The organism is Arthrobacter sp. UYP6 (assembly GCF_040547315.1).
Classification (GTDB): domain Bacteria; phylum Actinomycetota; class Actinomycetes; order Actinomycetales; family Micrococcaceae; genus Arthrobacter_B.
On record NZ_JBEPPM010000017.1, the window covers coordinates 24,306 to 39,806 of the forward strand.

The following is a 15,501-nucleotide window of genomic DNA, read 5'->3' on the forward strand; positions in this document are numbered from 1 at the left end:
TGCAACTGATACCGTGAGTCCTATGACAAACGTCCCACTTCCCCCCGCTCCGGGGACAGCTGAGCACCTTAGCCTGGCGCTGGCGAACAGCATCGTTACCCTTCCCGGCGGTTTGCGGGTTGATGAGCTGAACAGTCCGGAAAACGCCACGGCGTGGCTTATCGCGCAGAATCTGGCCCCCGAAGGCACCGGCCTGCTCGCCTACTGCCAGCTGCAGCTTGCAGGCTTGCGGGAACAGCTCCGGGAGGTCCTTCGGTCCCACACCGAAGGCACCGCGCCGGACCCCGCGGCCCTGGCTGGCCTCAACCAGGCGCTGACTGCAGTCCCGAGCGCGGCCCCCCTGCACTATTCCCCGGAGGAAGGGCTGACCCGGGGGCGCACCCATCCGCTGAGCCGGATTGTTGCCCACGCCATGGCCCAGATTGCCGAGGACGCTGCCACCCTGTTGACCGGGCCCGATGCCGCGCGCATTGCGATCTGCGCAGCCGTGCCGTGTGACCGGTTCATGCTCCGTACCCATGCGAGGCGCCAGTGGTGCTCGGAGCGATGCGGCGCGAGGCAGCGGGCCAGCCGCTCCTATGCGCGGAAACTGGACAAGACCCCCGCACCATAGGCAGCCCGAAGCCTGGTAACTCCGGACCTGGACGGCCCGGATCTGCGGCCTGCGCGCCGCTTACCGGCTGGCGAAGCGGGCCCGGTAGGAGGCTGGTGTGGTGCTATAAGCGCCGGCAAAGTTCTGCCGGAAGGTCACCGGGCGGCCGAAACCGCAGGCCTCGGCAATTCGTGCCACGCTCTAAGCGGTGGTCTCTAACAACAGCCGGGCCGTTTGCTCATATTGGCGTGGCCTGCCAGGTCTTCCACCTCCAGGGACTGGTCGAGGTTTGCAAGGGCCCATTCGAGCGTCTTGCCCAGCAGTCCGGCCATTTTGGAATCCTGCAGTGGGCGGCGGTGCGACGACAATGTGCCGGGCAACGTCCGCAGCTGCTGCCGCCCCAGATAGTGCTGAGTCGTCGAACCGAACAGCCGGATGTGAGCAAGCCATCGCCTGTGCGGACTCCCAATGGGTCACCGCGGTACGTCCTTCCAGCACTCCGCTTCGAGCCACTGGATATGCACCCAGGCGCAGCCTCGCGATCCGCGCACCGCATGCAGGGGAAGAGCGGAGGAGCGTCAGCATATCCTCGCTCGGCTCAGGCAGTCCGGAGAGCCAGGACGGGAACACCACCAGGTGTGCGTCCCGGGCAAAACCCGGTCCGGCAGTTTCACTCACCACATAGCCTTCGGCGCTGCGAACAGGCGCTCCCGTCTCGGTGAACACCCCGGTCTCCCAATTTTCGGCCAGCCCCAAACGCGTCACTTCACCGAAAACCAGCAACGGTGTCGCCAAATGGAACAGCGTGATTCCGTCGAATGCGTGGATGGCAATCTCCACGTGGCTCGTTTCCATCGAAAGTCTGCATATACGCCACTCACGGTACCCGGCCGGTCGCTGCCAAGCTGGAAGCACGCCTCATCAACCACACGAAAAAAGGACACCACCATGGCACAACCGAGCCGCGCACTAGTCGTCGTTGACGTGCAGAATGAATACTTCGCCGGACCGCTGGAGATCCAGTACCCGGCCCGCAGCGAGTCGCTCACCAACATCACCACGGCCATCGACGTTGCGGAAGCGCAGGGGCTGCCCATTGTCATCGTGCGGCATGTTGCACCGGCAGGATCACCGGTGTTCGCACAGGGGTCTCACGGCTGGGAACTGCACCCTGACATTGCCTCCCGCCGCAGGGATTCCTGGAAGCAGATTGGAAAGAACTATGCGAGCGTTTTTGCCGGAACAGACTTCGAAGCGTGGCTGCGGGAAACACAGGTCGACACCATCACTTTGATCGGATACATGACCAACAACTGCGACCTGGCCACTGCTGCTGCGGCCGAACCCCTCGGATTCACGGTGGAGCTGCTCTCGGATGCCAGCGGATCGATTCACCTTGCCAACGCTGCTGGAGAGGTCAGCGCCGAGCAGGTGCATGAGACCCTCATGGTGCTGCTGAACTCCAATTTCGCAGCCGTTGCGACTACTCAGGACTGGGTGCAGGCGGTGGAACAAGACGCGGTGCTGCCCCGCGGCGACCTTGGGTCCTCGGCCATGCAGGGGAGGGCCGCCTTCCAGCCGGTTGTCTGAGGCGCTACCGCCGCCAGCTGTACTCCAGCTCGGGCCGGCCGCGGGTGCCGTAGCGGGGGCTCCTCGCTACGGCCCGCTGCTCGTCCAGATGCTCCAGATAGCGGCGGACGGTAATCCGTGACATGGCCAGTGCCGCGGAGACCTCGCTGGCAGACATGGGCGCCGCTGCGTTCTTGAGCATCTCGGAGACCGTCTCCAGGGTTTCGGGAGACAGGCCCTTGGGCAGCGTGGACGAGACCTTGGGACGCAGTGCGGCCAGCGCCCGGTCCACCTCGGTCTGAGTGGCAGAAATGCCCTGCCCGGCCAAGTTCAGGTGGTATTCCCGGTACGAGGCCAGCTTGGCGCTGAATGCCGAGAACGTGAACGGCTTGATCAGGTACTGGGCGATCCCCGCGGACATGGCGCTGCGGACGACGGCGAGATCCCGCACCGCGGTGATGGCAATGACGTCGGCGGGAACACCGGCACCGCGAATCCGGCGCAGCACATCCAGCCCGTGCAGGTCCGGAAGATTCATGTCCAGCAGGATGAGGTCCACTGCCGGTTCCGAGGTTTCACCGCTGTGCACGGGCAGTCTGCCGTCGGCTACGCTCCCGCTGCGGCCGGTGGCGGAGGCGTTCAGGAAGGTGATGGCCTCCGTGCCGGTATGCACCACGCCGGCCAGGGCAAAGCCGGGGCTGCGGCGCACATACTCTGCGTGGGCTTCGGCAACAATTCCCTCGTCCTCCACCACGAGCACGGTGATGTTCCGTTCACTGCTCACTGGCGCACCGCCTTGGACAGGGGCAGAGGGAAGACGGCAGGGAGGGGGAGCAGGATGGTAAAGCAGGCGCCCCTGCCCGGTTGACCGCCCGGATCAAGCTGCAGTTTCCCGCCCAGGCGGAGCACTGCCTGGCGGACCAGGGGAAGCCCGATGCCCCGTCCCGTACCTCCGGTACCGGAGGGGAGCAGCGTCTTGGGGTCCTTGGTGCTGAAGCCCTGGTGAAAGATCCGTTCGGTGGACGCTTCCGGAATGCCCGGACCGTTGTCCTGCACACTGATCTCAAAAACGGACCCTCCGGCGTCGTCCTCCACCACGGTAAACCGCGCGGTCACCGTCGGCTGCCGGACTTGGCAGGCGGCGTCGAACGCGTTATCGATCAGGTTGCCCACAATGGTGACAAGTTCCCCCGGATCCAGGCCCAGCGGGGCGGCTGTTGAGGAGTCTGCCTCCTCAAGGTCGATGCGCAGGCTAATGCCGCGCTCGCGGGCCTGGGCTGCCTTACCGGTGAGCAGCGCGGCGAGTGCCGGCTCGCCCACGGAGGAGACGACGTCGTCCGCCAGTTGCTGTGACTGCTCCAGATCCCGGGTGGCGAATTCCAAAGCTTCCTTGGGGCGGTTGAGTTCAATCAGGGAAACCAGCGTGTGCAGCCGGTTTGCGTGTTCGTGCGCCTGGGCCTGAAGCGCTTCGGTCAGGGTGTGCATGGACTGCAGTTCTCCGGTCATTGCTTCTATGTCTGTGTGGTCACGCAGTGTGGTCACCGTGCCGATGCGCTTTGGTGGCGGAGTGCCCCGTGAAGGGCCGCGAAGGACACCCCGGGAGATTCCGGAAGTGCCCGAATCTGGGGTGCCGTGCCCGGCGGCCCGCAGCAGGGCGCCCTCGGCCGTTGGGGCAAGGACCGGCGACTGGTTCACCACGAGGATCCGGTCGCTGGCGAAGTGGAATTCATCTTCCGCCGCCCGGCCTCCGCGGAGGAGCTCGGCAAGCGGGATCGGCAAGCCCAGTTCCCTGGGGTCTTTCGGCCGGGCGCTGCCGTCCGCCGGCAGGCCCAGCAGGGCGGCCGCGCGGTTGTTGTAAAGCACCAGATCGCCGTCCTGGTTCAACAGAAGCAGGCCTTCGCGCAGCGATTGGAGGGCTGAATCATAGAACGCAAACATGCCCAGAAGCTCGTCCGGCCGCCGGTCCAAAGTAGTGCGCCGAAGGTAGCGGCTGAGCAGGTAGGAGGCGAGCGTTCCGCAGGCGAGGGCGCCGAGGGAAATGAGGAACATCGCGGGCAGATGAGCGTTGCGGGCGACGGCGACCCGGTCAACAGTGATGCCCGCTGCCACGAGGGCTGTGACTTCACCGTCCGCACCGACCACCGGGACGATGGCCCGGACCGACGGGCCCAGAGTGCCCACGTAGGTTTCAGTGAAGGAGCGTCCGGCCAGGGCCTGGTCCACGGAACCGAGATAGGGCTTGCCGATCTGGTCTTCACTGCGGTGCGTAAATCGGGTGCGGTCGGGCGCCATAATCGTCAAAAAATCGATGTGGGCGGCGTCCATCACGGCCCGGGCGAAAGGCTGCAGCGCGCTGCTGGGGTCCGCTCCGGCAGCCGACTCCAGGACATAGGGGTCAGCGGCGACAGTGCCTGCTACGGCGAGCATCCGGTCGGCGGTTTCTTGGTAGCTGTGGCGCTCGGCCTGAAGGTAGAGCGTCAGCGACAATCCCAAAGAAAGGCACACAATAAAGGCCAGCTGCCCCATAAGCAGCCGACTGGCCAGGCTCCACTTCCGCACTTTTTTCCTTTTGCTCACTGCAGCTAAGAACAGTATGACCACAATCGTGACAGCCGTCACAGGGTCAAACGACGATGTCTACATATGACTTGTGTTCCGGCGATTCCCGTACGGCTCCTCACCTGGTGAAGAACCGCAGTTTCGGTGCCGCCCAGGGACAGACCAGCAGCAACCAAGCCGAGGAGCAGCACAGATGGCATCTGCCACCATTCGCGGAGGCGCAGGCTCACCGAAGAGCCCGCGCAAGAAGGACAGAACACACTTTTTGTACATCGCAGTGATTCTTGCGGTGGTTCTCGGTGCCACCCTGGGGCTGGTGCAGCCTGAATTCGCCAAGGAGCTTAAGCCGATCGGCACCGCCTTTATCGGCCTGATCAAGATGATGATCGCGCCGGTCATCTTCTGCACAATTGTCCTCGGCATCGGCTCGATCGCCAAAGCAGCCACCGTGGGTAAGGTGGGCGGCCTCGCCCTGGGCTACTTCATTGTCATGTCCACCTTCGCCCTGGCCATCGGGCTGGTTGTTGGAAACCTGATCCACCCGGGTGAAGGCCTGAACATCGCCGCCGGGGCAGAGAACGCTCCAAAGGTGGCTGAAGATGCCGAAGGAATGGCCGGCTTCATCCTCAGCATCATTCCCACCACGCTGCTGTCTTCGCTGACCGGCGAGAGCATCCTGCAGACACTGTTCGTGGCGCTTCTGGTTGGTTTTGCACTGCAGAAGATGGGTTCCACCGGAGCCCCCATCCTGACTCTCATCGGGCAGATCCAGAAGCTGGTCTTCCGCATCCTGAGCATGGTCATGTGGCTGGCGCCCATCGGCGCTTTCGGTGCTATTGCCGCCGTTGTCGGGGAAACCGGCATTGAGGCGATCAAGAGCATGGCGGTGTTGATGATTGCCTTCTACATCACCTGCGCCCTGTTCATCGCCGTCGTCCTGGGCAGTGTACTCAAGCTGTGCACGGGTGTGAACATCTTCAAGCTCATGCGCTACCTGGGCCGCGAATACCTGCTCATTTTCTCCACTTCTTCCTCCGAGGTGGCCCTGCCCCGCCTGATTGCCAAGATGGAGCACCTGGGTATCTCCAAGCCGGTGGTCGGCGTGACCGTTCCCACCGGGTACTCGTTCAACTTGGACGGCACCGCCATCTACCTCACGATGTCCGCCCTGTTCGTTGCCTCCGCGATGAACATGCCGCTGGAACTCGGCGAGCAGATCTCCCTGCTGGTCTTCATGATCATCGCCTCCAAGGGTGCTGCCGGCGTGACCGGTGCCGGCCTGGCCACCCTGGCCGGCGGCCTGCAGTCCCACCGCCCGGACCTGGTGGAGGGTGTTGGCCTGATCGTCGGCATCGACCGCTTCATGTCCGAAGCCCGCGCGCTGACCAACTTCACCGGCAACGCCGTCGCCACCGTCCTGATCGGTACCTGGACCAAGGAAATTGACAAGGAACAGGTCACCGCGGTGCTCAACCGTGAACGGCCGTTTGACGAGGCCACCATGGATGAGGCCCACGCCGAGCCGCAGGTTCCGGAACCGGAGCTGGAAACCGCGGCAGCCCGCTAAGGGTCTAGCCGGTTTCACTCATATGTAGAAGGGGCGTCTCCGCAACAGCGGGGGCGCCTCTTCTGCCGTGAGTCAAGCGGCTTTGAGCAGCGCGTCAGTTCCGAGGGGCGCCAAGCGGTCCACCTGAGTGGTGAGGTCTTATTCGTTGGCCGAGCCGACGAACGGCAGACGTACGGGTCTGATCATTAGGAGCTCCCTATGGTCGATGCGGCACCCCTGAAGAAGGGGGAACCATTGAGCAGGGAACGAAAGTCTTGGATGGTGCTACCTGTGCTCGGAGCAGTACTTATTGTTGTCCCGCTTTTTGGTCTGTGAAACAGGGACTAAATCGTTGCTATTTAGCTGTCCGCTGGCGAACAAACCAATCTCGAGAACCTCAGGCGGATGTGAGGCCGCAATGGCAAATACGCGCTGTATGGCCTCCGTTTCGGAGCGGTTAAGCATTGACGCGGAAATATAGCAACATTTTGTGGTCTTTGCAGAAGCGTGGGCGCGGGTAATTCTCGTCCGGGCAATTACTCAATTGTCGTTAGGATTGGCTGATTAGCACCCAAATACCCCGGATTGAGTCCATGAACCGCAAAAGCAAACAGCTGATCCGTTCCCGAAACAGGCCGGACTTCGGTCCGCCTTGGATTCCCATCTTTCTCGGGGTTGGCACGTTGGTTTTTGCAACCACCGGGCTCGTGGCCACCACAATGCAACCGACCTCCGAGGTCAGGATCGTTGTTGAGGGCCGGCAACCGTGGAACATTTCTCAGGAGACGGTTGAGGCCGCGCTTGATGAACCGGTTGCTTCCTGGCAGCCGCTTACCCTTGTGGTCACCGACCGGACATTGAGCCTTGAGGAACAGCAGGGGAACCTTGCTCCGGGCACCGATATCTTGCTGAGCACCCAGCTCCCGGAACCCAGCAAGGAACGTGCCCCCTATGACACGATCAGGCAGACCCAGGCCGTCGGCAAGGTGGGAGTCCGCCCGGTCTTCGATGATCCGGCCCAAAACCTTGTCGCAGGCCAGGACATCCACGATGCTTACCAGATCAACGTCGGGCTGGGCCACGGGCCATTGGCCGTGGTCGCCGCAGCACAGGAAGCCTCCCTGCAACTCTCCGACGGGCCTGCGCAATCACTCTGGCCATGGCTCCTGGGTACCGTCCTGGGATTGCTGCTGACGGCGGTCGCCATGTCAAAGGCTCTGAAGCGCCGCTCCCAGTGGGAAGCCCGCTTCCACCGGCTGACTGCCGCTCAACGCCGCCTGGCCGGGGTGGTCTTGGATCTTGAGGCGCTGGAGGTCACCTACCTGGCCACCGATCCGGAGCAACGCCCCCCGGGGTTCACCGAGGCTTGGACGAAAGTACATGATGCGTCCCTGGACTTGGCGCGCACCGAGAAACAAGTTGTGGCGGCTGTGCATGCGCGCAGCAGCGGCATGACATCGAGGACCGCCGGGGAAGTGGAAAGGTTCGAAACCCAGGTGTCGGACTTGGTGGCAGCGGCCGACGCAGTGATGGGTGCCGGCGCCGTCATCGGACAATTCGACAGTGGTGGAAGCACTTTTCAGCGGCTGAGCGCACCGCTGACATTCGCGGCCAGGGAACTGTTGACGCGGCTGCGCGCCGCCCCTGCCGGCGCCGTCGAGCCCCGGACCATCAGCGGCCTCGAATCCGCGCTGGACTCGCTGCTTGAGGCCAGCGCCGGCACGACGGGCGGTGCCGAAGGGAACGTACGCACCTGGGAACGGGCGGAACGCGGACTAAAACACCAAGCGGATGCCCTCTCCCGGAAGCTGCGCCGCACGTTGCCGCGGCGGAAGCTGCGCCGCATGCCTGCGGGGCGTCCTGCCGTGATCCCGCGACCAGCCGAAGACCTGAGCATGTTGCGCACGAGCCTCGGGCTGGCTCCCCAGGGGTCCCGCCGTTCCCTGGATGCGCTGGATGCGGCGAACGACATGGCCCGCGTAGCTTTCGGCAGGCTCCCCGAATTCGATGATGCTCCGGAACAGGCGCGGCGCAAGCTCCCGGTGAATCCCAAACTCCGCAAACGCATCGGCCTGGGTTCCAAGGTGCTGGCCGGGATCGCCGCGGGGTTCGTTGCGCTCTTCCTGAGCGTGATGCTCATGTTCACTATCGATGATGCTTCCGGAACTTTGCCGACCGGAAATAGGCCCTTGGAGGCGTTGCGCTTTGAGCCGGACGCCAGCAGGTTCGACGTGGAAGAGATCCGCCGCAATGTCGAAGACAATTTCATGGAAAACCTCGAAGTGACGGTGGTTGCGGGGGACGCGGAGGACGACCTGCTGCTCAGCATGGATTATGCGAACGCCCTGAAGTACGACCCTCAGGACCCCCTGGCGAAGCGGCGCGTCGACGCCAACCTGCTGTTGGAAACCATGTGGAAACTCAAGGCCCAATACCCCCACTTGGTTGATGAGAGCACCGGGGAACTGCTCCCCGGGCAAGCGGTGGTGCCCGTGTTTTTCTTCGATGACGGGTACACGACGGTGCCCGCGTGGATGACTTCGGCGGTCTACTCCGCAGATGCACGCCGGATGGGCCGATTCAACTGGGATACCAGCGAATATTTCATTAGGGAGCCCGAGGAATCGGTGTCCTATCCTCTGGAGGAACTTTCCAAAGCCCAACAGTGGAACGGCTACAGTTGGCAGATTCGTGACTCGGACCCCCTGTTGCTGCTCCTGTTCCCGATCATGGGGATTGTCCTGTTCATCGGTTACCAGGTGCTGCGTTACGGCGGCAGCATGTCCATGCGCCTGGGCCGCTTCGGCAAGGACGCTGCCAGGTTGCGCACCGTCCGCAGGGATCTGGAGGCATTGACCATGGGCCTGGACGATTCGCGGCTCAACGCGGTGTTCATGGCCGATCAGGGTTCAGCGCCGCTGGCGGCCGATGGTGACCAGAGGCTCTTCGAAAGCGCGTTGGCCGTGGCATGGCGCATGACCGACGAACTCGCGTCCCGCCCGTTGGCCCGGCGTCTCGGCCCGGACTACACGGATCAGATTCGCAGGCTCGAATATCTGGTCTCGGTGCTCTCTGTGCGGGACGCCGATGTTGCTTGGCGCGCCCAGGCCCTGCTCGACGCTGAACGCGAGGCCCAATAACCAGTTGGCCTGCCATTGCATGGTGACGATCAACTCCGCCACGCCATCCTCCTTTCACGGGCCAAAATTGGCTTGGGGGTGTGACGGGAACGGGTTGAGGGCAGAGCCGATGAACCATCTCTCAGCGCGTTTTGGGCCGTCGTGCATCGGTGATCGTATCCAAGAGATAGGGAAGACTGATTACTAGACCGATGAGTCCTTGTTCCAAAGAGCAACCCCGCCGCTCACCAGCACCGCGATGCCCACCGCTGGAACGAGCATCCAAACTTCCACCGACTTCTTGATCATGCCGGTCCCCAATGCCTTAGTGGAAACAGACGTAGCTTTCTCTGCGAATTGGCTGAACTGCGGGCCAGATGTGTTGCAGCACTGGACTTACAGCGGCGCCCGCAAACCGATCTCTTAGAGGACTCCGGAACAGCCTAGGGTGGAGAGGGCGTCCCGTATCTCGCGGACGCAAAGACAAAGGGATACTCATGCTGGCATGGACAGCACCTGAAGATGCAAACCCGGTTATTCCCAATCAATGGGAGGGCACCGTTCTCGTGATTGGAGTGCTCGCCCTGCTCCTCGTTGTAGTGGTCCTCATCGACATTGCGCGCTCTCACCAGCTCACCGGCGTCGTACGGGCGGTGTGGGTGCTCGTGGTGCTTGCCTTCCCCGTGGTCGGTCCGCTTCTTTGGTTCCTCCTCGGCCGCCGCTCTAACACCTCTACTCACGACGCCGGTGGCAGCCCGGCAAGCAGAGCCAAGTAAGGATTTGCTACTTCTGCCCTGCTACATGAGGGGCCGCGGCAGGGCTTCTCAACGCGCTCTCATGAAAAGCGGCTTTACCGAGGTAGCGCGCAGCGGATCACTGGTCTACTACGAACGAGGCTTGACCGCCCGTAATCCGGTTGGACTTTGGAACGGTTTGCTTCCAAGCTAGGGTCGCCGTATCAGGCTGTCGCAACAAAGGGGCATCATGACCAGTAGAAGGCTGCAGCGCAGGAAGGCATACCGGATCGGTGCCTGCGCGATGATCCTGTCCTTGGTGGCTGCCTTCGTGGCGAGGGCACTGGATGACGGCGCCGGCCCGTGGTTGTGGGTAGGTGTTGCGGTTCAGGTCGCAGCAGGAATAGCCGTCGTGGTTTGCCTTGCCTCGATTGTTCGAGGCCAACGTGACGACTACTGGAGAGAGCGAGGGCATGATCCCCGGTGTCCAAGCCCATAATTTCCACCACAGACAGCATGCTGCTTCGCTCCCAGATCGGGAAGTTACGACGGCTGCCCGGCTGGGTGATCTTCCCCCTCATCGCAGTGCTCTACACGGTTTCCATGCTCGGCAGGGACTACCTCACGGGTGAAGTCCTGGACCCGATGCGCATCGCGTTCACTTCGGTTGCGGGCATAGCAGTAAGTGTCATCATCTACTGGTTAGTGAGATGGCAGAGGGCACGAGAACGCAAGAAGCCTGTTGGCTGGCCCACAGTCACCAACTTCAGGACAGCCCTGTCCTCCGGGCAGATTCCAGAAGGCGCAAGGGTGGAGCAATGGGTTCCCGAACTGACAAAAGCAATTCGGCAAGAGCGGCGTATGAGCTGGATCGGGATGCTCATGTTCACCGGCTTCACCGGCTTGGGCGTTTTCCTGACCATCGACAACCCTGAGCACCCGTGGTTCTGGGTGATTGCCGCGGGACTCTTCGCCGGACTAGCAGTCTGGTACCCCATATGGACTCCTCGCCGTCGGAAGAAAATGCAGAACCTCATCGCCGCGTTCCCTGATTACGACGCATAATTGGTCAGGCGACCACAACATGTGCAAATGAGTGTCTTGCGCAGGAACCAGAATTTGCTCAGTACTTTGCTGAACAGCACCGAATCGCCGTCTTGTCCCGTGGTTTCATAGGCTGCGCCCTCGTAGAGCAGGCGGGCCTGGTTACTCCGGTGAACGCCTAACTGATCCAGTCTGCGAGGTTCAGCTCGATGGCGGACATTCACCCCTGGAACTCGTCCGGCTCGATGCTCTCCATGTACTAGAGTTCCTTGCCGAAGATGAAAGGAAGATCGCCTACTTCGGCGAATCGAAGGTGCGGTGGCGCGTTCATGGACCTGAGCGTCTCACGCCTTTTAGGCGAGGTGATACCGGCCAGCCCGCTGCAGCCAGGGCGCCGGCGACGGACCAAAGACGGAGGGGAGTGGGCGCTCCGGTGGGCTTGAGATACCAACGTTCGACCTCTAGTTGAGAGTCAAGGCTCGCGGCGGTTCCGCAACGCCGATTCGCGGTATAGGTGTTGCACGGCTGTAATCTTGACATGGACAGCCCGCAGGACAGCTAGAGACGGAAGCGTGGATTATTACGTGAGCAGCGATCAGAGTTCAACAACTCTGCAGGACGCAACACAGGACGCAGCCGATTCCGTGATGGGACCGACCGGACGACCGCTGACGGAATTCCCCGAACCTCCGGTGCTTACTTCCCACGGGCCCGCCCGGATCATTGCCATGGTCAACCAGAAGGGCGGGGTGGGCAAGACCACGTCCACCATTAACCTCGGCGCCGCCCTGGCAGAAGCCGGACGCAAGGTGCTGCTCGTGGACTTCGATCCGCAGGGCGCTCTCTCCGCCGGCCTGGGCACCAACCCCCATGAGCTGGATCTCACGATCTACAACGTGCTGATGGACCGCAAGGTGGATATCCGCGAGGCCATCCATGAGACCGGCATCGAGAACATCGACCTGTTGCCGGCCAACATCGACCTGTCCGCCGCCGAAGTGCAGCTGGTGAACGAAGTTGCCCGCGAGCAGGTCCTGGAACGCGCGCTGCGCAAGGTTTCGGACGACTACGACGTCATCCTCATTGACTGCCAGCCCTCCCTGGGACTGCTGACCGTTAACGCCCTGACTGCGGCCCACGGCGTCATCATCCCGCTGATCTGCGAATTCTTTGCCCTTCGTGCGGTGGCTCTGCTGGTGGAAACCATCGAGAAGGTCCAGGACCGGCTGAATCCCGGACTCCAGATTGACGGCGTCCTCGCCACTATGTACGACGCACGGACCCTCCACAGCCGCGAGGTCATCTCCCGCCTGGTGGAGGCTTTCGGTGACAAGGTCTTCGAGACCGTCATCAAGCGCACCATCAAGTTTGCCGACGCCACCGTGGCTGCCGAGCCGATCACCACGTACGCAGGCACCCACCCCGGAGCTGATTCCTACCGCCGCCTGGCTAAGGAACTGATTTCCCGCGGCGGCGCCCCCTAACCGCTCGTGAAAGCCGGCACTATGCATCCCGCGGCGGAAAAGGAATCCACCGAACAGGCGTTTCCCCAACATACGGAGTCCGAGCCGGAGGCCGCAGCTGTCCGCGGCAGCTTCCGGGTCCGGCTGGAGAACTTCACGGGCCCGTTCGACATCCTGCTGGGGCTGATCTCCAAGCACGAACTGGACATCACTGAAATAGCCCTCGCGGCCGTCACCGACGATTTCATTGGCTACATCCGTGCCCTGGGCGGCGAGGATCAGGGCTGGGCGCTGGACGAGGCCAGCGAATTCCTCGTGATTGCTGCCACTCTGCTGGACCTGAAGGCAGCCCGTCTGCTGCCGGCCGGTGACGTGGAGGACGCCGAAGACGTGGCTCTGCTGGAGGCGCGGGACCTGCTCTTCGCCCGGCTCCTGCAATACCGTGCCTTCAAGGAAATTGCCGGCATCCTGGACTCCCGGCTGCGCGAGGAGGCGGAGCGTTTTCCCCGCCAGGCCACCCTTGAACCGCGCTTCGCCGCCATGCTCCCGGAGCTGATCTGGCGCACGGGGCCGCAGGATTTTGCAGCCCTGGCCGTCAAGGCCCTCACACCGCGGGAAGTGGCGCCCACCACCGTGGGGCTGACACACCTACATGCACCCAAGGTCAGCGTCCGGGAGCAGACAGATATTATTGCCCGCCGGCTCATGGCGGCAGGGAAGCTGACGTTTACTGCTCTGGTGGACGACGCCGACAGCTCGGTGGCCGTGGCCCGGTTCCTGGCGCTGCTGGAACTGTTCCGGGACGCCGCGGTGTCCTTTGACCAGTCCGATCCGCTGGGTGAACTGTTGATCAGCTGGTGCGCCGCTCCCGGTGCCTGGCCGGTGCCCGAGGTTCGCAGCCCACAGCCCGGCCATCCAAACAACACTGTTCCATTGGAGAAATATGCAGCAGAACCCGTTGGATGAGCCGGCGCCTTCAGTAACCGAGACCGACGCCGATACCTCAGCCAACACCCGCGCAGCACTCGAGGCCGTGCTAATGGTGGTCGACGAGCCGGTCACCGCTGCTGAGCTTGCTGAAGCTCTGGAGGTTCCGGTGCCGGTGGTCGGCCGGATCCTGGCGGAACTGCAGCGGGAGTATGACGGTTATACTGGGGGAGGACCCGGTGGCACAGTACGTAGTTTAACTTCAATGCGAGGTTTTGAACTGCGGGATGTGGCCGGCGGCTGGCGGATCTACTCCCGCGCCGAGTTTGCACCCGTGGTCTCGAAGTTCGTCCTGGGCGGCCAGAGTGCTCGTTTGACTCAGGCAGCGCTGGAAACCCTGGCAGTGATTGCCTACCGGCAACCTGTTTCCAGGGTGCGGGTATCTGCCATCCGGGGTGTCAATGTGGACTCCGTGGTGCGGACCCTGGTCCAGCGCGGACTCATTGACGAAGCCGGAGTGGAAGCCGAGACCGGCTCCATGATGTACCGGACCACGCCGTACTTCCTGGAACGGCTGGGACTGGGCGACCTTAACGAACTTCCGCAGCTCGCACCACATCTGCCCGGGCTGGAAAACCTGGCTGAATTTGAAGACACTACTTACTAACCGCTACACCCGAAGGACTTTTCATGACACAGGCACCCCGCTCCGGATCAGGCCGTAACAACCCGCGCAGTGGCGGGGGAGCAGCCGGCGGCAAGTCCTTCGGCAAGGGCTCCAAGCCCGCTGGTTCCCGCACCAACGGCCGCGCCGGGGCGCGCTCCGCTCAGCGCGACTCCGGCATGAGCGCCGGCGAATTCCGCGCCAACGGCTACCGCCCCCGCGAGGAGTCCGCCGAGAACCGTCCCGAGAAGTTCCGCTCAGCGGCTTCCCGGGCCTTCGACGGCAAGGGCTCCGGCGCCCCCAAGAGCACCGGCGCTTCCAAGCCCGGAGCCGGCCAGTTCAAGCCCGAGGGTTACCGGGCAGGCGCTCCGAAGGCCGCCAAGCCGTACGGCTCCAAGGGTGGAGCCGCCCGCACCGGCGGTCCGCAGGCCGGCCAGCGCAAGACCGGCGACCGCGCGTTCCGCAACGAGCGTTTTGGGCAGAACCTGGGCACGGTCAAGCGCACCACCACCCGCCGCCCGGCCAAGCCCGTCATCTCGGACCACCACGACCCAGAGGGCGTCCGCCTGCAGAAGGTCATGGCCCAGGCCGGCGTGGCCTCACGCCGTGTCTGCGAAGACATGATCCGTGAGGGCCGTGTGGAGGTCGACGGCGAGGTTGTCACCGAGATCGGTGTCCGTGTTGACCCCTCGCAGGTTGCCATCCACGTGGACGGCATGCGCCTGCAGCTGGATGAGCACCTGAAGTACTACGTCTTCAACAAGCCCAGCGGTGTTGTCTGCACCATGGATGACCCGGAGGGCCGCCCGTGTATCAGCGACTTCCTCAAGAGCACCAATAAAAATGAGCGCCTCTTCCACGTGGGCCGCCTGGATACCAACACCGAGGGCCTGCTGCTGCTGACCAACGACGGCGAGCTGGCCAACCGCCTGACGCACCCGTCCTACGAGGTTCCCAAGACCTACCTGGTGCAGGTCCGCGGGCCCATGGCCCACGGCGTCGGCGCGCAGATGCGCGAAGGCCTGGATCTGGAAGACGGGTTTGCCCAGGTGGACTCCTTCAAGCTGGTTGACTCCACCCCGGGCCACCTTCTCGTTGAGGTAGTGCTGCACTCCGGCCGCAACCGCATTGTCCGCCGCATGTTCGAGGCCGTTGGCCACCCGGTGGAGCGCCTGGTCCGCACCCAGGTTGGCCCCATCCGCGTGGGTGACCAGCGTCAGGGCAGCATCCGTGTGCTGGGCCGCACGGAAGTTGGCCATCTGCTGGCCTCCGTAGGCCTCTAAG

General features: G+C 63.2%; 12 protein-coding genes. 10 read left to right on the forward strand and 2 right to left on the reverse strand.

The window, feature by feature from the left end:
• Window positions 1–22 precede the first annotated feature (22 nt).
• The gene (locus ABIB35_RS14265; RefSeq protein ID WP_354182386.1) at window positions 23–613 is read left to right on the forward strand and encodes a CGNR zinc finger domain-containing protein; all 591 of its coding nucleotides are present in this window, start codon (window positions 23–25) and stop codon (window positions 611–613) included.
• A gap of 927 nt (window positions 614–1,540) precedes the next feature.
• Window positions 1,541–2,182 (forward strand): cysteine hydrolase family protein, encoded by a 642-nt coding sequence (locus tag ABIB35_RS14270; RefSeq protein ID WP_354182387.1) that lies wholly within the window; start codon window positions 1,541–1,543, stop codon window positions 2,180–2,182.
• A gap of 4 nt (window positions 2,183–2,186) precedes the next feature.
• Here the strand turns inward: ABIB35_RS14270 and ABIB35_RS14275 are convergent, their stop codons facing one another.
• Window positions 2,187–2,945, reverse strand: coding sequence for a response regulator (locus tag ABIB35_RS14275; protein ID WP_354182388.1), 759 nt, complete (start codon window positions 2,943–2,945; stop codon window positions 2,187–2,189).
• The gene (locus tag ABIB35_RS14280) at window positions 2,942–4,720 is read right to left on the reverse strand and encodes a sensor histidine kinase (RefSeq protein ID WP_354182389.1); all 1,779 of its coding nucleotides are present in this window, start codon (window positions 4,718–4,720) and stop codon (window positions 2,942–2,944) included. Before ABIB35_RS14280 ends, ABIB35_RS14275 begins: the two co-directional genes overlap by 4 nt.
• A 193-nt stretch (window positions 4,721–4,913) precedes the next feature.
• Between ABIB35_RS14280 and ABIB35_RS14285 the strand changes: the two genes are divergently transcribed.
• From ABIB35_RS14285 to ABIB35_RS14320, 8 genes are all read left to right on the forward strand, one after another.
• A complete protein-coding gene (locus tag ABIB35_RS14285; protein WP_354182390.1) occupies window positions 4,914–6,287 on the forward strand; it encodes a cation:dicarboxylate symporter family transporter in 1,374 nt (457 codons plus the stop codon).
• A 686-nt stretch (window positions 6,288–6,973) separates the two neighbouring features.
• Window positions 6,974–9,406, forward strand: a complete 2,433-nt coding sequence (locus ABIB35_RS14290; RefSeq protein ID WP_354182391.1) for a hypothetical protein — start codon at window positions 6,974–6,976, stop codon at window positions 9,404–9,406.
• A 476-nt stretch (window positions 9,407–9,882) separates the two neighbouring features.
• Window positions 9,883–10,161 (forward strand): PLDc N-terminal domain-containing protein, encoded by a 279-nt coding sequence (locus tag ABIB35_RS14295; RefSeq protein ID WP_354182392.1) that lies wholly within the window; start codon window positions 9,883–9,885, stop codon window positions 10,159–10,161.
• A 441-nt stretch (window positions 10,162–10,602) separates the two neighbouring features.
• Window positions 10,603–11,184 (forward strand): hypothetical protein, encoded by a 582-nt coding sequence (locus ABIB35_RS14300; RefSeq protein WP_354182393.1) that lies wholly within the window; start codon window positions 10,603–10,605, stop codon window positions 11,182–11,184.
• A 563-nt stretch (window positions 11,185–11,747) separates the two neighbouring features.
• Window positions 11,748–12,647 (forward strand): ParA family protein, encoded by a 900-nt coding sequence (locus tag ABIB35_RS14305; RefSeq protein WP_354182394.1) that lies wholly within the window; start codon window positions 11,748–11,750, stop codon window positions 12,645–12,647.
• A gap of 21 nt (window positions 12,648–12,668) precedes the next feature.
• The gene (locus ABIB35_RS14310; RefSeq protein WP_502915798.1) at window positions 12,669–13,592 is read left to right on the forward strand and encodes a segregation and condensation protein A; all 924 of its coding nucleotides are present in this window, start codon (window positions 12,669–12,671) and stop codon (window positions 13,590–13,592) included.
• Window positions 13,570–14,220, forward strand: coding sequence for an SMC-Scp complex subunit ScpB (scpB, locus tag ABIB35_RS14315; RefSeq protein WP_354182396.1), 651 nt, complete (start codon window positions 13,570–13,572; stop codon window positions 14,218–14,220). The genes ABIB35_RS14310 and scpB overlap by 23 nt, the downstream gene beginning before the upstream one ends.
• Before the next feature lie 23 nt (window positions 14,221–14,243).
• A complete protein-coding gene (locus tag ABIB35_RS14320; RefSeq protein ID WP_354182397.1) occupies window positions 14,244–15,500 on the forward strand; it encodes a pseudouridine synthase in 1,257 nt (418 codons plus the stop codon).
• Window position 15,501 lies beyond the last annotated feature (1 nt).

Excerpts from the sequence above, each read along its gene's own strand:
- ABIB35_RS14265 (WP_354182386.1), top strand. The coding sequence starts at position 23 with ATGACAAACGTCCCACTTCCCCCCGCTCCGGGGACAGCTGAGCACCTT.
- ABIB35_RS14270 (WP_354182387.1), top strand. The coding sequence starts at position 1,541 with ATGGCACAACCGAGCCGCGCACTAGTCGTCGTTGACGTGCAGAATGAA.
- ABIB35_RS14285 (WP_354182390.1), top strand. The coding sequence starts at position 4,914 with ATGGCATCTGCCACCATTCGCGGAGGCGCAGGCTCACCGAAGAGCCCG.
- ABIB35_RS14295 (WP_354182392.1), top strand. The coding sequence starts at position 9,883 with ATGCTGGCATGGACAGCACCTGAAGATGCAAACCCGGTTATTCCCAAT.
- ABIB35_RS14310 (WP_502915798.1), top strand. The coding sequence starts at position 12,669 with ATGCATCCCGCGGCGGAAAAGGAATCCACCGAACAGGCGTTTCCCCAA.
- scpB (WP_354182396.1), top strand. The coding sequence starts at position 13,570 with ATGCAGCAGAACCCGTTGGATGAGCCGGCGCCTTCAGTAACCGAGACC.
- ABIB35_RS14320 (WP_354182397.1), top strand. The coding sequence starts at position 14,244 with ATGACACAGGCACCCCGCTCCGGATCAGGCCGTAACAACCCGCGCAGT.